The sequence below is a fragment of the Pseudomonas sp. S2_H10 genome (assembly GCF_054668285.1).
This window is the reverse complement of record NZ_CP162754.1, coordinates 4,814,145-4,831,125: the sequence shown is the minus strand read 5'-3', so window position 1 is coordinate 4,831,125 and position 16,981 is coordinate 4,814,145. Positions and strand designations below refer to the sequence as shown.

The window sequence follows — 16,981 nt, the reverse complement described above, 5'->3', positions numbered from 1 at the left end:
TTAGGTGACACATCCATGCAGCCCATGCTGAATATCGCGCTGCGCGCCGCCCGCAGCGCCAGTGAATTGATCTTCCGCTCCATCGAGCGCCTGGATACCATCAAGGTCGACGAAAAAGACGCCAAGGATTACGTATCCGAGGTGGATCGCGCCGCCGAACAGAAAATCATCGACGCCCTGCGCAAGGCTTACCCGAATCACTCGATCATGGGTGAAGAGACCGGCATGCACGCCGGCACCGGCATCGAAGGCGAAGAGTACCTGTGGATCATCGATCCGCTGGACGGCACCACCAACTTCCTGCGCGGCATTCCTCATTTCGCTGTCAGCATCGCCTGCAAATACCGCGGTCGCCTGGAACACGCTGTTGTTCTGGACCCGGTTCGCCAGGAAGAATTCACCGCCAGCCGTGGTCGCGGCGCTCAACTGAACGGTCGTCGCCTGCGCGTCAGCGGCCGCACCAGCCTGGACGGCGCCCTGCTGGGTACCGGCTTCCCGTTCCGTGACGACCAGATGGACAACCTCGACAACTACCTGGGCATGTTCCGCGCCCTGGTTGGCCAGACCGCCGGCATCCGTCGCGCAGGTTCGGCGAGCCTGGACCTGGCCTACGTGGCCGCTGGCCGTTTCGACGCGTTCTGGGAGTCGGGCCTGTCCGAGTGGGACATGGCTGCGGGCGCCCTGCTGATCCAGGAAGCGGGCGGCCTGGTGAGCGACTTCACCGGTGGTCACGACTTCCTTGAAAAAGGCCACGTCGTTGCCGGCAACACCAAATGCTTCAAGGCAGTGCTGACGGCGATCCAGCCGCACCTGCCGGCCTCGCTGAAACGCTAAGCGTCCAGCGACAGAAAAAGCACCCGTCGGGGTGCTTTTTTATGCCCGAAATTCAGGCGCCCTTTGTAGGAGCCGGCTTGCTGGCGATTCGGTCTGACTTTCACTATTGATGTCGACTGCCACACCGCTATCGCCGGCAAGCCGGCTCCTACAAATCCCGCAATCCCCTGTAGTTATCACCAGCAACACCCACCCTCCTGTAGGAGCCGGCTTGCTGGCGATTCGGTCTGACATTCACTATTGATGTCGACTGCTACACCGCTATCGCCAGCAAGCCGGCTCCTACAATTCCGGCAACTCCAACGCCCTTGTGGGAGCTGGCTTGCCAGCGATAGCGGTGTATCTGACAAACCGCGCGGCATCATTCGCCAGCAAGCCGGCTCCTACAATTTGGACTGCACCCCAAAAGCTGGACACCAATCCTGACTTTTGGCGGTGTTTCCATGGGCAAGTTTTCGCTTCAGTTCAAAATTACGGCCATTGAGGCTTATATCAACGGCAATGTAGGTTTTCGCAAGGTAGCTCACCGCTACTTGATCGACTGCAGCCTGCTTCGGCGCTGGGTCGCCACCTATCGGGCCCGAGGCAGTGCTGGCCTGCAATCTCATGGTCGCCATTACAGCGCGGCATTTAAACGCTCAGTCATCCAATGCATGCAAAAGGAGCGGCTCTCACATCGGGAAGTCGCCGCGCGGTTCGGGCTTGGTCAGTCCTCGCAGGTGGGCATTTGGGAGCGGCAGTACTACAGTGGCGGTCTTCCTGTCCTGATCGTACCCAAGAGAAAAAAGGCTGTCGTCATGCCCAAAAAAACGCCTGTCCCTGATCAATCCCAATCCGTGGACGACGATTCGAAGAGCCGAGAGCAACTGAAGGCCGAACTCGAACACCTGCGTATGGAGAACGCTTACCTAAAAAAGCTCGAAGAGATAAAGGAGGTTTCGAAGAGGAGTCGCCCCGGGAAAAAACCATCGCCGTAATGGCGTTGAGATCCAGGTTTCCTCTGGACGGTCTGCTCAAGCTAGCCAACCTGGCTCGCAGCACGTTCTATTACCAGGTCAGCGCCCTTCAGAAACCCGACAAATACGCCTCGCTGAAAACGAAGATCCGAGACCTCTACGACGAGCACGAAGGGCGATTTGGCTATCGCCGCATCGCTTTGGCGCTTCAAAAGAAAGAGTCGGTCAGTGAAAAAATGATTCAGCGCTTAATGGATCGCATGGGCCTTAAGTCCTTGGTGCGCCCCAAAAAATATCGATCCTACAAGGGGCAAATTGGAACCATAGCGGCGAATCTCCTGGAGCGTAATTTCGTCGCGCAACGGCCCAATCAGAAGTGGGTAACTGACGTCACCGAGTTCAAGGTCGGATCAAAGAAACTCTATCTGTCGCCGGTAATGGACTTGTACAACGGTGAGATCATCGCCTATGAAACGGCCCCGCGACCGTGCTTTGCTTTGGTGACCGGAATGCTGGAAAAGGCCTTCGAGCGCCTACGAGGACCGACTCATCTGCTGCTTCACTCCGACCAAGGCTGGCAGTATCAGCAACCTCGCTATCAGCATGCGCTGAAGCAACGCGGCATAAAGCAGAGCATGTCACGTAAGGGAAACTGCCTCGACAATGCGGCGATGGAGAGCTTCTTCGGCACCCTGAAGTCCGAGTTTTTCTACCTCAAACGCTTCGAGAACCTGGAAGAGCTGAATGTAGGGCTGGACGAGTACATCAGTTACTACAATCATGATCGGATCAAATCAAAGCTCGGCGGACTGAGTCCTGTGGAATACAGGACTCAGTCAGTGGGCATGTGGCAGTAGACCGTCCAACATTTTGGGGTCAGTCCATTTCCGGCAACTCCAACGCCCTTGTGGGAGCTGGCTTGCCAGCGATAGCGGTGTATCTGACAAACCGCGCGGCATCATTCGCCAGCAAGCCGGTTCCTACAGATCAGCACTAAATCGCGGGCACAAAAAAGCACCCCGCAGGGTGCTTCTTTTTTAATCCGAGCTGCTTATTGAGCCGGCTCGTTCTGCGACAAGATCAACTTGCCTTCCTTATCCACCGGAATCTGGTTGCCTGGATCACGATCCATACGCACCTTGCCTTCCTTGCCATCCAGCGAATAACGCACGTCGTAACCTACGACCTTGTCGCTGATGTCATTGACCGTATTACAGCGGGTCTGGGTCGTGGTGTAGGTGTCACGCTCCTGCATGCCTTCCTGCACCTTGTTACCGGCATAACCACCACCGACAGCGCCCGCGACCGTGGCGATCTTCTTGCCGGTACCGCCACCGATCTGGTTACCCAGCAAACCACCTGCCAATGCACCGACCACCGTACCGGCGATCTGATGTTGATCTTTCACCGGCGCCTGCCGGGTGACCGTTACATCCTTGCACACTTCACGTGGAGTCTTGATTTGTGTCTTGACCGGCTCAACGGCGAGTACCTGTGCGTACTCCGGACCGCTTTTAACCAGGCTGTAGGTGGCCACAGCGCCCCCGGCAGTCACACCGACAGCACCCAGTACAGCACCAACCAGCATCGACTTGTTCACATGAACCTCCTGGACCATCACATGCGGAACGTGTCCGCGCTTCTCCCAGCCTTGGAGCACAAAAAAAGGCGCGAGTTCAACTCGCGCCTTTTTTGGACTACACCACCTAGAGAAGCTTCCCTCAAGGACGGTCGTCGACTTCCTTCTCGGTATTGACCGGAGGAATCAGGTCTTCCGTACTCAGGTTCAGCCAGATCAGCACCACGTTAGCGATGTAGATCGACGAGTAAGTACCCGCCAGGACACCGATGAACAAGGCGATGGAGAAGCCGAACAGGTTGTCGCCGCCGAAGAACAGCAGGGCCGCGATCGCCAGCAAGGTGGAGATCGACGTCGCCATGGTCCGCAGCAGGGTTTGCGTGGTCGAGATGTTGATGTTCTCGATCAGGCTGGCCTTGCGCAGTACACGGAAGTTCTCACGAACCCGGTCGAATACCACGATGGTGTCGTTGAGCGAGTAACCGATGATCGCCAGTACCGCCGCCAGCACCGTCAGGTCGAAGGTGATCTGGAAGAACGACAGGATACCGATGGTCACGATCACGTCGTGGATCAGGGAAACGATCGCACCGACCGCAAACTTCCACTGAAAGCGGAACGCCAGGTAGATCAGGATGCCGCCCAGCGCCATCAGCATGCCGAGGCCGCCCTGGTCGCGCAGCTCTTCACCCACCTGCGGGCCGACGAACTCGACGCGCTTGACCGTCGCCGGGTTCTCGCCACCGACCTTCTGCAAGGCCTCGGCGACCTGGTGACCCAGCTGCGGGTCTTCGCCAGGCATACGCACCAGCAGATCGGTGGTGGCACCGAAGTTCTGCACGATGGCTTCGTGATAACCCGATTTAACCAGTTGCTCACGCACCTGGGTAACGTCGGCCGGACGCTCGTAGGTCAGCTCGATGAGCGTACCGCCGGTGAAGTCCAGGCCCCAGTTCATGCCCTTGGTGGCGACGCTGAACAAGGCCAGCGCCGTAAGGAACAATGTGACGCCGAACGCGAAGTTGCGAACGCCCATGAAGTTGATTGTACGTAACATGGCAGCCCCTTAAATCCACAACTTCTTGAAGTCACGACCGCCGAAGATCAGGTTGACCATCGCGCGGGTCACCATGATGGCCGTGAACATCGAGGTAAAGATCCCGAGGGACATGGTCACTGCGAAGCCCTTGACTGGACCTGTGCCCATGGCAAAGAGAATCCCGCCGACCAACAGTGTTGTCAGGTTGGCGTCGAGAATCGCGGTGAATGCCCGGCCGAAGCCTTCGTTGATTGCCCGCTGGATGGTCATGCCCGCGGCGATCTCTTCACGAATCCGCGAGAAGATCAGCACGTTGGCGTCGACCGCCATACCCATGGTCAACACGATACCGGCGATACCCGGCAGGGTCAGCGTTGCACCCAGCAGCGACATCAGGGCCAGCAACATCACCATGTTCACCGCCAGAGCGACGGTGGCGATGATGCCGAAGAAGCGGTAGATGGCGATGATGAACAGCGAGACGAACAGCATGCCCCACAGCGATGCATCGATACCCTTGGTGATGTTGTCCGCACCCAGGCTCGGGCCGATGGTGCGCTCTTCAGCGAAGTACATCGGTGCGGCCAGACCACCGGCACGCAGCAGCAGCGCCAGTTCGGACGACTCGCCCTGGCCGTTCAGGCCAGTGATACGGAACTGAGCACCCAGCGGCGACTGGATGGTCGCCAGGCTGATGATCTTCTTCTCTTCCTTGAAGGTCTGAACCGCTACGTCTTTCTCGACGCCGTTGACCATTTGCTTGGTGTAAGTGGTCACCGGGCGCTGTTCGATGAAGATCACCGCCATGCTGCGACCGACATTCGAACGGGTCGCACGGCTCATCAGCTCGCCGCCATGACCGTCCAGGCGAATGTTCACTTCCGGCGTGCCGTGCTCGCCGAAGCCAGCCTTGGCGTCAGTTACCTGGTCACCGGTGATGATCAGGCCACGTTCGATCAACGCAGGAGGACGCTTGCCTTCGCGGAATTCGAATTCCTCGGAAGTGGCTTTCGAAGCGCCAGGTTCAGCAGCCAGACGGAACTCGAGGTTGGCCGTCTTGCCGAGGATTCGCTTGGCTTCGGCGGTGTCCTGCACGCCCGGCAGCTCAACCACGATGCGGTTGGCGCCCTGGCGCTGGACGATCGGTTCGGCAACACCCAGCTCGTTGACGCGGTTACGTACCGTGGTCAAGTTCTGCTTGATGGAGTATTCGCGGATTTCCGCCAGCTTGGCCGGGGTCATCGCCAGACGCAGCACCGGTTGACCGTTGAGGTCGGCCGGAACAATGTCGAAATCGTTGAAGTTCTTGCGGATCAGCACACGAGCCTGTTCACGGCTGTCTTCATCAGCGAAGCCCAGCTGGATGGCACCGTTGAGTTGCGGCAGGCTGCGATAGCGCAGTTTCTCTTTACGCAACAGGCTCTTGACGTCGCCTTCGTAGACTTTCAGGCGTGCATCGAGGGCTTTGTCCATGTCCACTTCCAGCAGGAAGTGCACACCACCGGACAAGTCCAGGCCCAGCTTCATCGGGTGCGCAGCGAGGTTGCGCAGCCATTGCGGGGTAGTTTGTGCCAGGTTCAGCGCGACGACGTAGTCATCACCCAATGCCTTGCGCACAACGTCCTTGGCTGGCAGCTGGTCTTCAGCCTTGGTCAGGCGAATCAGCCCGCCCTTGCCGCCGGCAGCCAGCGTGGCAGCCTTGACGTTGATCCCGGATTCCTTGAGCGCAGCGCTCACGCGATCCAGATCAGCCTGATTGACCTGCAGTGCAGTGCTTGCACCGCTGACCTGAATGGCCGGGTCATCAGGATAAAGATTGGGAGCGGAATAAATCAGACCGACCGCCAGCACCGCCAGGATCAGAATGTATTTCCACAGAGGATATTTGTTCAGCATCACGCCGCCCGTTTATGACGCGGGGCGCCTTGCGCGCCCCGTCGATTGAAGATGAAGTTGAAACTTAGATCGCTTTGAGCGTGCCTTTTGGCAGCGTGGCAGCGATGGCGCCTTTCTGGAATTTCATTTCGACGGTGTCGGAAACTTCCAGAACGACGAAATCGTCGGCCACTTTAGTGATCTTGCCGGCGATACCGCCGGTGGTCACAACTTCGTCGCCCTTTTGCAGGCTGCTCAGCAGGTTTTTCTGCTCTTTGGCGCGCTTGGCCTGTGGACGCCAGATCATCAGGTAGAAGATGACCAGGAAACCGACCAGGAAAATCCACTCAAAACCGCCACCCATTGGGCCTGCAGCAGGTGCAGCAGCGTCAGCCATGGCATTCGAGATAAAAAAGCTCATTTAGCACTCCAGTTGCAAATGTTGAATCTTGGGGTCAGAAAACTCAGTCCAAAGGCGGAACAGGTAGCCCGCGTTTGGCGTAGAAGGCATCGACAAAGGCGGCCAATGTACCCTGTTGAATAGCCTCGCGCAAACCAGCCATAAGCACTTGATAATGACGCAAGTTATGGATGGTATTGAGCATGCTTCCCAGCATTTCGCCGCACTTGTCCAGGTGATGCAGATAAGCGCGGGAGAAGTTCTGGCAGGTATAGCAATCGCAGGTCGGATCGAGCGGCGAATCATCATGGCGATGGAACGCGTTTCGGATCTTCAGCACGCCGGTATCGATGAACAGATGCCCATTGCGGGCATTACGGGTTGGCATCACGCAATCGAACATGTCCACACCGCGGCGCACACCCTCAACCAAGTCTTCCGGTTTGCCAACGCCCATAAGGTAACGAGGTTTGTCAGCCGGCATCATGCCCGGCAGGTAATCCAGCACCTTGATCATCTCGTGCTTGGGCTCGCCCACCGACAGGCCGCCGATGGCCAGGCCGTCGAAACCGATCTGGTCGAGGCCTTCCAGGGAGCGCATGCGCAGGTCCTGGTGCATGCCGCCCTGGACGATGCCGAACAGCGCCGCCGTGTTCTCGCCATGGGCTTCTTTCGAACGCTTGGCCCAACGCAGGGACAATTCCATGGAGATACGCGCGACGTCTTCGTCAGCCGGGTACGGCGTGCATTCGTCGAAAATCATCACGATGTCGGAGCCCAGGTCACGCTGGACCTGCATCGACTCTTCCGGGCCCATGAACACCTTGGCGCCGTCGACCGGGGAAGCGAAGGTCACGCCCTCCTCCTTGATCTTGCGCATGGCGCCCAGGCTGAACACCTGGAAACCGCCGGAGTCGGTCAGGATCGGGCCTTTCCACTGCATGAAATCGTGCAGGTCGCCGTGCTTCTTGATCACTTCCGTGCCCGGGCGCAGCCACAGGTGGAAAGTGTTGCCCAGAATGATTTCAGCGCCGGTCGCCTCGATATCCCGTGGCAGCATGCCCTTGACCGTGCCGTAGGTGCCCACCGGCATGAAGGCCGGGGTCTCGACGGTACCGCGCGGGAAGGTCAAACGACCGCGACGAGCCTTGCCATCAGTGGCCAGCAGCTCGAAAGACATACGACAGGTGCGACTCATACAGTTTCCTCGGGGCCCGATTCTTTAGGGGCAGTCGGCGCAGGATTACGCGTGATGAACATCGCATCACCGTAGCTGAAAAAGCGGTATCCGTTGTCGACCGCGGCCTTATAGGCAGCCATGGTTTCGGGATAACCGGCGAACGCCGAAACCAGCATCAACAGCGTGGATTCGGGCAAATGGAAGTTGGTGACCAGGGCATCGACCACATGAAACGGCCGGCCAGGGTAAATGAAAATGTCTGTATCGCCGCTGAACGGCTTGAGCACGCCATCGCGGGCGGCGCTCTCCAGGGAACGCACACTGGTGGTCCCCACCGCCACCACGCGACCACCGCGAGCGCGGCAGGCGGCAACGGCATCGACCACGTCCTGGCCGACTTCCAGCCATTCGCTGTGCATGTGGTGGTCTTCAAGCTTCTCGACGCGCACCGGCTGGAACGTGCCGGCACCGACGTGCAGGGTCACGAACGCGGTTTCGACGCCCTTGGCGGCAATCGCTTCCATCAGCACCTGATCGAAATGCAGCCCCGCCGTCGGCGCCGCCACCGCGCCCAAACGCTCGGCGTAGACGGTCTGGTAACGCTCGCGGTCGGCGCCTTCATCCGGGCGGTCTATATAAGGAGGCAGCGGCATGTGCCCGACGCGGTCGAGCAGCGGCAACACCTCCTCAGTGAACCCCAGCTCGAACAACGCATCGTGACGCGCCAGCATCTCGGCCTCGCCACCGCCGTCGATAAGGATCTTCGACCCCGGCTTCGGCGACTTGCTGGAACGCACATGCGCCAGCACGCGATGACTGTCGAGCACCCGCTCCACCAGGATTTCCAGCTTGCCGCCGGAAGCCTTCTGGCCAAACAGCCGCGCCGGAATCACCCGGGTATTGTTGAACACCATCAAGTCGCCGGGACGCAAATGCTCCAGCAAATCAGTGAATTGACGGTGTGCCAGGGCGCCGCTGACCCCATCCAGGGTCAACAGGCGACTATTGCGCCGCTCGGCCAGCGGATGGCGGGCGATCAGCGAATCAGGGAGCTCGAAAGTAAAGTCAGCAACGCGCATGATGGGGTTCGTCTAGCAGGGCCGGGAAGTCTAGCGGAAATATCAAAAATTCTCCATGTACCTGATTGACCAGCGGTTATCTCATCTCTATACTTCGCCGCCATTGAGCCCTGATGGCGGAATTGGTAGACGCGGCGGATTCAAAATCCGTTTTCGAAAGGAGTGGGAGTTCGAGTCTCCCTCGGGGCACCAAAATTAAGAAAGGTCTTGCTTAGCAAGGCCTTTTTTTTCGTCTGCAGCAAAGTAACCGCCACGCCGCCAAAACCTGTGGGAGCTGGCTTGCCAGCGATGCTTTTGATCTGCCCTCCCACACCACCCGCACCGCCGGACCATTTCACAAGGATTCCCCCCATGGAATTGCACCTGGAAACCGTCGCCCTCTTTTCCCTCAAGCTGGCTTATGAAACGGAAGATTCAAGCCCGATTTTGCGTGATGATTTGGTGATGGGGGATTACCAGCGGGATGTGTTTGAGTTACTGGTGCGGCGGGGGGATGTTGAGGGGATCCAGATTAAGGTGGATGAGTGTGTCGGGTTAGCGCTGGACGCCATTGGTGGTGTGGATAAGCCGTTGGGGCGGGAGTTGCGGAGGTTGGCGGGGGAATTTTCCGAGATTCGGGCGATGGAGGAGCTTGATGCACCGCTCGTTGCGCTTAAGGATTATCTGAAAGACATTCTGTGACTGATGGAATTACCAAGACACTGCCCAACCTTAATCTTCCCCATACTCGTGTAGGAATGCGTCCCACGACGCTCTGCTTTGCAATTCCACGCGACGCCAACTCCTTCGGAAGGACTCTGGCCTAAGCTTCACTTGGGTTATCTGGCAACAATGAAAATAAATCTGTCACCCTTTCTTGTACCAGGATGAAGTGACAGACGTGGGCTAGGATGACTGTCTAAGCTAACTGATCAGTTTGCACTCAAGTGAAAGGAATCGGTATGGATATGGTTCGTGTGAACTCAACGGCTATTTTAGCTGTTGGATATGACAGCAATACTAATCGAATGAAAATCACCTTCAAACAAGGGCGAACATACGATTTTTGCCGAGTACCACCTGAAATTCATAAAGGATTGATGGCGGCCGCTTCCAAAGGCAGGTACTTCGACAATTTCATCAAAGATCGATACCAGTGTTGATGAGAATTGCGAGACCATCCCCTAGGCGCGCTCGATCGAATTAATTTCCATAATATTACTCAGTAATTGATCACTCCCACGTTCTGCCCGGGAACACACCCTGCGAGACCCTGCGCTGTGCATAGTCTCGACACTAGGGTTCTCGAAATAATATTGGATCAATCTTCCAGCCGACAACTTGGCTGCATTGAAAATAAAGCTGTCAACTTTTACACGCTACAACCCCACTCCCCCACGACAAAAAACCAGCAAAGCACAATGACGCACTTACTACAAAAGTGACAAACATTAAAAAATTCACCGCAACTTAAGTAAGACTCGACAAATTATTTTAGCAGATGCAAAGCAATGGGCTTTCATAATCTTCAACCACCGAAAGCTACATAATCGACAGATTGGTAGCATCTTGATATCATCCTGCTACCGGAGCTCATCACAAACAAACGATTTTTACAATCACGTAAAAAAATACACCAAATCAATACTTAAAAAATTCAATGTTAAAATACTACAGCACTTCTGACACAACCTACCACCTGGAGTAAAAAATGAACTGGCTGATAACCAATAAAGAATGGCTTTTTAGTGGCATCGCAATATCTATACCATTAGCAATAGCTGGCTTCTTTTTTAACAAAAGCTCCCCTAAACAAAATCAAAATTTAGGTAATAACTCAACAGGCTATCAGTCCGCAAGAGACATCAATATCAAAAAGGACAAAGACGATGCTTAACAAAAACCAACACCAATCTACGGGGAATGATTGTTTAGCCATCCAAGCTGGCAGAGATGCAAATATCAACATAGGCCACACCGCAAGCGAAGTTGAAAAAATTGTACAAATAAGCGTTAACGCACTCAAATCAAACTTCGAAGAACAATTAAAAAACCTAACAGGGGACAAGCTATTCATAGAAGAACAACTTAAAGTAGCAATTAGAGCACTTGCATTAAAATCCTTGGATGCAAATGAAAACGATGCTTCAAAATTAAAATTTGAAAACGCACTAACCCTTATAAAAGATGGCAACACATCAAAAGCAGAAAGTCTATTCTTGGAAATTGAAGAGTCAGAGTTAAAAAGCATCGAAGCATCCACCAAAAAAGTAGTAGACGCCGCCTTAAACAGAGGTGCGCTCGCCTTTATGAGAGACACTAACTCTTCCATATCCGCATATGAAAGAGTACTCAAGCTAGAGCCAAACAATTTAATTGCAATAGGACATCTAGCCCGACTGTTTATGCGCAAAGGAAACTTTACAAGATCTGAAAACCTTTACTTTCAATTACTAAGCATCGCCCAAAAAAACAAGCAACACGACTGGGTGGCATCTGCATATTACTCACTTGGCCAAGTAAATTTCTGCAAGGGGGAACTTAGAAAATCACATGAGATGCTAAACATCTCTTTAAAAATCATGCAAAGCCACGGAAATTTGATTGGGATTTCCAGTATTTATCTGGAGATTATCAACATACATATAGAGCAAAGCAACCTCTCACAAGCCAAGGATATCACTGAGAAGTTAATATCGATAGCAGCGGAGACAGACGATCAAGATTTGTTAGCGCGCAGCAATGCCACCAAAGGAATCATCCATTCAAAACTTAACGAATATGTTATTGCAGAGGAAGCTCTTACGTTTTCATTAAATTACTACAAAGATACAGAAAACCTTGAAGGGCTCGCTGAAGCATACGGAAATCTAGGAATTGTCTATAAAAACAAAGGAGATTTTCCACTAGCCGAAAAGATGTACACAGCATCTTTAAAGCTAGAAACCCAACTTTCAAGAAAAAGCGGAATCGCAAGCGACTTAGCGAATATTGCCAACCTACACAAACTAAAAAAAGAATACGACCTAGCACTAACCAAATGCCAAGAGGCACTAAAAATAGCAAATGAAATAAAGTCTAAAAGCTCACTCGCCATGGTACATGCATCACTCGGCGGGATATATTTCAGCAAAGAAAATTTCTTATTAGCAAAAGAAAACTATGAAATATCGCGCAAATACGAAAGAGAATCTGGGAACACCTACAGAGAAACAGAACAACTAATAAATCTATCCACCACTCATTCAGCCTTAAATGAATACAGCCTATCATTAGCCTGCCTAAAAAAAGCCAAGGCTATCTCAATTAAGCACAACCACGCCAGTCAGACGAAATTAATTAGAGACCGCATCAAAACCCTTTCAAGATAACTTACATTATTTATATTTATTTAGTTTAGCTAGACCACAAGCGGCACACTCAAAGCAGAAAAAGGGACAGATTTAACTTCAAGGAAATAAATCTACCTCCTTTTCTGCTATCTTTGATCGTTAGTGGACGAGCCAAAATTACCGAGCACATCTTTAAGAAAACTGCCTACCCTCGTCCGCTGGCGCTCCACTTGGGATCGATAAGCTACAGCATCGACCACAAGACCTAACTCTCCTCGCATAACTATCTCAAGCTCGGTCAATAGCGTACCAAAGTGAGTTAATTTCCAAAAAATAGTCTTATTGTAATCCTCTGTAAGACGACTAAACTCTTGGTGAAGCACTTTTTTCGCTTCACCTGCTCTGCAACTTTCGCCCCACATAATTCATGACCATCCATCATAGCATTTAAGTTCCCATAACAGCATCAGAACTATTACCTTGGATTTTTATCTCCGCAGCAATTTTTTTCAACTCGACCTTCATAAAGGAAGAAAGGGGACAGTTTTATTTCTCAAGCGAAAAAAAATCTATCCCCTTTTAGCCAGTCATATTCGTTAGCAAACGGAACGGTACGCTTGCTCGCCTCACTAACGAAGAAGTCGACACCGCCCCCCTGCTAATTTACCTACGTTAAGCTACTAAAAAGACTAGCCTGCTTATCTGCTAGAAGAACCCTGTCAATCGACCAATGATCCATCAAGCAATAAAGCATGCTTTTGAGTTCAACCGAGGAAGAGTTATGACTTGAAAATTGGCGTGCCATTGCCAGCTGCTCAAATTCTTTAGCCACACCAAATAGCTGCCTAGCTACTTCTGGCCTTGAAAAAAAGTCACTAAGTATATCGGCATGCAAATCTTCCAGTTGCCTCTCAATGCTCGCCCTAACCTGCCTAGAAGTAGCAATTCCTTCTGAAGCATGTTGCTCTACCAAACCTAGAGAGAGCTCAAGTATTTTTTTAAGCCCGGACCGCCCTCGGGTTCCATATTTAAAGCCCTCCTCTAAAGTCGCATTTCGCTCAGCCTGCTCTAGAAAGGCAAAGTCCTTCAATAAATAGTCTATTGAAATCGCTACAAATGAGCATATCAAATACAAGCATCTAAGTGCATTTTCACGCTGTGGCAGATTCGAGACTGCACTATTAGCAAAAAACTTACCTTGTGCCAACCATTCATTACAGTTATCAAAACTTAAGCCCTTCGACAGCAAACTTTTGCAAAATTTAATCTTACCCTTCCAGTCCCCATCTATTTTATCTAACGCATAGCCTTCAAGATTTTTTATTAACTCCTCATCGCTCAACCTCATAGGATCAAGCCCATCGCGACTCCCGAGACGTCCGAGAAAAGAACCGTCTAGGACTACAACACCCATTTCCTTACCAAAATCTTTAACTTCAGGACGCTTATCTGTCGTAGCAACAATAGCACTGGTGGCACCCGTGGCAACTTTCAAACCCTGGACCCAAAAAATCCGTTCTATGGCTTGAGGTGTTTTTTTATTTTTTGCATCCACAATCGTAATCTCTCTAGAAACTGACGAGGACCGACTGTACAACCACAAATCAATATCGGTTACTGAGTAGCCTTCATAATTAAAAGGAACACCACGAACCACGTAATATCCAGCCTTTGAGAAATATGCACGAAGTAGCTCTTCTGCAATATATCCTTTACCCAAAATAGGTGCCTTCATCCTCAAAACCTCCCGGTTCTCAATGCTGAAAGCATATCATTCGTGACGTTTGGGCTAGTTTTAATTTGGTTACGTCGAATTGCATACCTATTTTCCTCTGGACCTTTAAAACTGGTCATCGCCGCACTTGGCAATGACGCAAGGGAATGTTCACTTACGTCTCCTTGCCTAATTGCTTGCAAAGCCAATTCCCCAATCTCTTTTTTCAAAAGCCTTAACATTGGACCCTTGCGCCCACCCTTCTCACCTTCATATACCGCGACTACTCCTTTGAGTTCCAACACTCGATAATCTTGGGCAATTGCAGGAACAGGCCCCACACTTTCACCTCTGACAAGCGCGGACAACAACGCGTCGACCATCTGGATTTTTCCTCGCGCATGAGTACTCTTTGTAATTCCATATGTAATCGAGCTTAAAAAGGCCTTCGCCAAATCGAAAGCATCATCGACCATTGAATTACTAAATTTCGAAAATGCGGACGGCAAGGTCACAAAACCTGTATTAGTATTATTATTGCTAACAATGCTTATATCAAACAACCCAATAGAAGACGTCTTTCTAAATAAATCATCTCCCAAAATTTTCTTGGCCACATCTACATCAACACACGCTTTACGCTTTAACGTATCCGTAAACTCCCCTAACGCCAACTGTTCCTGCTGTGTTAACGAATCAAGCACAGATTTTATTTTTTGCGTCGATTCTCGCCTGAAGAGATTTCCATTAAACAATATAGAACTACCATCATCATATATTTCGACATCTACAAACCCAATTTGATCAGATTCAAATAGCAGCTGACCTGCATCTTTTGATTGAAGCTCGAACGTATCCGAGAGCTCTTCGATAGCATCAATGGAATCAACAGGGGCGATCGATGCCATTTCAGCCAGTTCGATAGCAGCTAATTCGTTTACACCCGGATTAAGATTTGTAAAAATATCGGACGTATTTTGCAACACGGAAGCTGATGTAACGCCTAATACAGCAACACCTCCTTGCCCTCCCACGTCGATGTATTGGTGCGACTTCAATACATCAAGAAGCGTTGGCAACTCCATCATAATATTTACATTTGCCGCCTTAGCTAAAACATGAAGCCTTTGCTGATCAATTGTTGTTTGTTTGTCAGCAGAAATCGCAGAAAGCAATATCCCAGCTTTCCCAGCAACAAAAGTTTTTTCGTACCCTTGTTGATTCGTTATGGACTGGAGCTTATTAGTATGGTGGATCAACCAAGACCCTTTTGTTTTTTTATCCACAATCTAGTCCCTTAAATGTCAATTGCCTCTTCTGCTGAAATTTCATACAAAATGATCTTAAGCAGAACTGATTTTTGGCCGGCTGCAAGCTAATCATATTCCGGAGCACTTGGAGTAACATATATAGAGGCACAAAGCCATACAGACCACTGCTAATCCTAAGGCAGGCAGAAAGTAGCGCGCTCACCTCGCCGTGGACGACCTCGGTCAACCGAAGGTTGCGGGAAAGAAATCTGCACGATACCCTCCTACCCGTCGCTGCCAATTCAGCGACCGGGTGTGGAAACCCGTGTAATTCAAGGCGCAACAGCGCCCCCATCATGTCTGCCGGCGCTTTTTTTATGCCTGCGGCGTGAGTTATGGCGGCTGTGCGTGGGACGTCTTCGGGCGTGCCGGTTTCCTTGATTCCCGGTTTTCCACCCTGCGCACAGCTGTCACCCATTCGTGTGGAAACGAACGTGGCAGCTCCTCATATCAAGGAGTTGGATAATGCGCAGTATCAATCCGTTTGAAATTTGGCTTTCCCCTCTACGCAACTCCCAATCGCGTACCCCCCTCCCCCATTGCCTCTCCATCCTCGGAGGTGGCCAATGACCGAACAACCTGAACTCAAGACCATTGGGCTGACGCCTGCCATCTACTGCGCGGATCAAGCGCTGTTTCATGTCACTCGCGGTGTTCCTCTCGGCGATGCGTTGTCCATGGCTTCCGATTTTCTGTTCCTGGCCAAGACGCTCACTGAAGACGCTGCTTATGCCAGAGACACTGACCGTCATGCTTGGGCTGCGCATTATTTGACTTCGATGAGCAAGGCGTTGGTGGATGATGCGGTGAAGGTGCTTACTCGGGATCGGGCTTGTGCATCGACTTCTATGCGGGCGGGGGCAAAAGCTGAAGGTTAGTGGTTGAGGCCTGTGGGGGTGTGGGTGGCTTGTGATGGTGGTAGCTGATTCAGCATTTATGTTGGCTGGGCTGGCGTTTTCGCGAGCAAGCCCGCTCCCACAGGGATTGTGGTGAGCTGATGGGCATTGTTTGGCCACGGTGTCTGAGTGGGGTTGTGGTGCATCTTCAGCATTGAGGGTGGTTGGGCTGGCGCTATCGCGAGCAAGCTCGCTCCCACAGGGATTGCGGTGGGTTGACGGGCATTGTTTGGCCCGAGTGGTGAGTGGGTTGTGATTGCGGTGCATCTTCAGCATTGATGGTGGCTGGGCTGGCGCTATCGCGGGCAAGCCCGCTCCCTCAGGGGGTACGGTGAGCTGACAGGCATTGTTTGGCCTGAGTGGGTGAGTGGTTTGTGATTTCGGTACACCTTCAGTATTGATGCTGGTTGGGCTGGCGCTTTCGCGAGCAGGCTCGCTCCCACAAGGGGCTTTGTGTGTTTAGTGGGATTGGGGATTAGTCCCGGGGTTTTCGGGGCTTTGTTATTGCTTGGGGCAAAGTAAATGCTGGGGATTCGGTTTTGGGATTTCCGGCTCCGGGTGCTTCCAGTGGGCTTGATCGCCACCTTCTCCACAGGCAATCCGCTGTGCATAACTCCAGCAACTTCCCCTCTGGCACGGCGCCTCCACCCTCATTCTTCTAGACTCAATACAAGGTCGTAGACAGAACCGAACACGTCGCTCTGGTGCAACCGATTCAAGGGCCGCGTGGCAATCTGGCTTTTATGCCCCTATTGAGGCGCGGCGAAGACCGTGCCGGGCACAACAAGATGCCCGCTCAGGGTGCCCT

15 protein-coding genes and 1 tRNA gene are annotated in these 16,981 nt (G+C 52.4%); 8 read left to right on the top strand and 8 right to left on the bottom strand.

The features are described from left to right. Positions 1-15 precede the first annotated feature (15 nt). Positions 16-834: a type III secretion system regulator SuhB gene (gene suhB, locus AB4O16_RS21650; RefSeq protein ID WP_007982736.1), complete on the top strand. Its 819-nt coding sequence runs from the start codon at positions 16-18 to the stop codon at positions 832-834. Between the two features lie 443 nt (positions 835-1,277). Continuing rightward, positions 1,278-2,647, top strand: a protein-coding gene (locus AB4O16_RS21645) for an IS3 family transposase (protein ID WP_371925942.1) whose coding sequence is annotated in 2 segments (ribosomal slippage) — positions 1,278-1,751 and positions 1,754-2,647 — 1,368 coding nt in all. Because the reading frame shifts where the segments join, the coding sequence is not laid out codon by codon here. A gap of 194 nt (positions 2,648-2,841) precedes the next feature. Here the strand turns inward: AB4O16_RS21645 and AB4O16_RS21640 are convergent. The 6 genes from AB4O16_RS21640 to queA all read right to left on the bottom strand — a co-directional run bounded on the left by AB4O16_RS21640 (position 2,842) and on the right by queA (position 8,942). Then, on the bottom strand, positions 2,842-3,390 hold the full coding sequence (locus AB4O16_RS21640) for a glycine zipper 2TM domain-containing protein (protein ID WP_103394284.1): 549 nt from the start codon (positions 3,388-3,390) through the stop codon (positions 2,842-2,844). A 121-nt stretch (positions 3,391-3,511) separates the two neighbouring features. Then, entirely contained in the window at positions 3,512-4,426 is a 915-nt protein-coding gene (gene secF / locus AB4O16_RS21635; RefSeq protein WP_110660599.1) for a protein translocase subunit SecF, read from the bottom strand. 9 nt (positions 4,427-4,435) lie between these two features. Further along, positions 4,436-6,304 (bottom strand): protein translocase subunit SecD, encoded by a 1,869-nt coding sequence (secD, locus tag AB4O16_RS21630; protein ID WP_460155768.1) that lies wholly within the window; start codon positions 6,302-6,304, stop codon positions 4,436-4,438. A gap of 64 nt (positions 6,305-6,368) precedes the next feature. Beyond that, the gene (gene yajC, locus AB4O16_RS21625; protein WP_007982729.1) at positions 6,369-6,704 is read right to left on the bottom strand and encodes a preprotein translocase subunit YajC; all 336 of its coding nucleotides are present in this window, start codon (positions 6,702-6,704) and stop codon (positions 6,369-6,371) included. A 43-nt stretch (positions 6,705-6,747) separates the two neighbouring features. Beyond that, a complete protein-coding gene (gene tgt / locus AB4O16_RS21620; protein WP_160387208.1) occupies positions 6,748-7,863 on the bottom strand; it encodes a tRNA guanosine(34) transglycosylase Tgt in 1,116 nt (371 codons plus the stop codon). 14 nt (positions 7,864-7,877) lie between these two features. Further along, on the bottom strand, positions 7,878-8,942 hold the full coding sequence (gene queA / locus AB4O16_RS21615; protein WP_218543671.1) for a tRNA preQ1(34) S-adenosylmethionine ribosyltransferase-isomerase QueA: 1,065 nt from the start codon (positions 8,940-8,942) through the stop codon (positions 7,878-7,880). A 107-nt stretch (positions 8,943-9,049) separates the two neighbouring features. Here queA and AB4O16_RS21610 point away from each other — a divergent pair. The 5 genes from AB4O16_RS21610 to AB4O16_RS21590 all read left to right on the top strand — a co-directional run bounded on the left by AB4O16_RS21610 (position 9,050) and on the right by AB4O16_RS21590 (position 12,292). Continuing rightward, positions 9,050-9,134 (top strand) — tRNA-Leu (locus tag AB4O16_RS21610). 159 nt (positions 9,135-9,293) lie between these two features. Beyond that, entirely contained in the window at positions 9,294-9,623 is a 330-nt protein-coding gene (locus tag AB4O16_RS21605; RefSeq protein WP_460155767.1) for a hypothetical protein, read from the top strand. Between the two features lie 260 nt (positions 9,624-9,883). Continuing rightward, positions 9,884-10,084, top strand: a complete 201-nt coding sequence (locus tag AB4O16_RS21600) for a KTSC domain-containing protein (RefSeq protein ID WP_460155766.1) — start codon at positions 9,884-9,886, stop codon at positions 10,082-10,084. A 548-nt stretch (positions 10,085-10,632) separates the two neighbouring features. After that, positions 10,633-10,818 (top strand): hypothetical protein, encoded by a 186-nt coding sequence (locus AB4O16_RS21595; RefSeq protein WP_460155765.1) that lies wholly within the window; start codon positions 10,633-10,635, stop codon positions 10,816-10,818. After that, a complete protein-coding gene (locus tag AB4O16_RS21590) occupies positions 10,811-12,292 on the top strand; it encodes a tetratricopeptide repeat protein (protein ID WP_460155764.1) in 1,482 nt (493 codons plus the stop codon). The genes AB4O16_RS21595 and AB4O16_RS21590 overlap by 8 nt, the downstream gene beginning before the upstream one ends. A gap of 628 nt (positions 12,293-12,920) precedes the next feature. Here AB4O16_RS21590 and AB4O16_RS21585 read toward each other — a convergent pair. Continuing rightward, complete coding sequence (locus AB4O16_RS21585; RefSeq protein ID WP_460155763.1) at positions 12,921-13,988, bottom strand: hypothetical protein; 1,068 nt, start codon at positions 13,986-13,988, stop codon at positions 12,921-12,923. Between the two features lie 2 nt (positions 13,989-13,990). After that, the gene (locus AB4O16_RS21580; protein WP_460155762.1) at positions 13,991-15,253 is read right to left on the bottom strand and encodes a hypothetical protein; all 1,263 of its coding nucleotides are present in this window, start codon (positions 15,251-15,253) and stop codon (positions 13,991-13,993) included. Between the two features lie 590 nt (positions 15,254-15,843). Between AB4O16_RS21580 and AB4O16_RS21575 the strand changes: the two genes are divergently transcribed. After that, complete coding sequence (locus AB4O16_RS21575; protein WP_460155761.1) at positions 15,844-16,155, top strand: DUF3077 domain-containing protein; 312 nt, start codon at positions 15,844-15,846, stop codon at positions 16,153-16,155. The last annotated feature ends 826 nt before the right edge of the window (positions 16,156-16,981 follow it).

Bases quoted from the DNA above. Each gene is read 5' to 3' on its own strand.
- AB4O16_RS21595 (WP_460155765.1), top strand. From the start codon at position 10,633: ATGAACTGGCTGATAACCAATAAAGAATGGCTTTTTAGTGGCATCGCA.
- secD (WP_460155768.1), bottom strand. From the start codon at position 6,304: ATGCTGAACAAATATCCTCTGTGGAAATACATTCTGATCCTGGCGGTG.
- tgt (WP_160387208.1), bottom strand. From the start codon at position 7,863: ATGTCTTTCGAGCTGCTGGCCACTGATGGCAAGGCTCGTCGCGGTCGT.
- suhB (WP_007982736.1), top strand. From the start codon at position 16: ATGCAGCCCATGCTGAATATCGCGCTGCGCGCCGCCCGCAGCGCCAGT.
- yajC (WP_007982729.1), bottom strand. From the start codon at position 6,704: ATGAGCTTTTTTATCTCGAATGCCATGGCTGACGCTGCTGCACCTGCT.
- queA (WP_218543671.1), bottom strand. From the start codon at position 8,942: ATGCGCGTTGCTGACTTTACTTTCGAGCTCCCTGATTCGCTGATCGCC.
- secF (WP_110660599.1), bottom strand. From the start codon at position 4,426: ATGTTACGTACAATCAACTTCATGGGCGTTCGCAACTTCGCGTTCGGC.
- AB4O16_RS21600 (WP_460155766.1), top strand. From the start codon at position 9,884: ATGGATATGGTTCGTGTGAACTCAACGGCTATTTTAGCTGTTGGATAT.
- AB4O16_RS21585 (WP_460155763.1), bottom strand. From the start codon at position 13,988: ATGAAGGCACCTATTTTGGGTAAAGGATATATTGCAGAAGAGCTACTT.
- AB4O16_RS21605 (WP_460155767.1), top strand. From the start codon at position 9,294: ATGGAATTGCACCTGGAAACCGTCGCCCTCTTTTCCCTCAAGCTGGCT.
- AB4O16_RS21575 (WP_460155761.1), top strand. From the start codon at position 15,844: ATGACCGAACAACCTGAACTCAAGACCATTGGGCTGACGCCTGCCATC.
- AB4O16_RS21590 (WP_460155764.1), top strand. From the start codon at position 10,811: ATGCTTAACAAAAACCAACACCAATCTACGGGGAATGATTGTTTAGCC.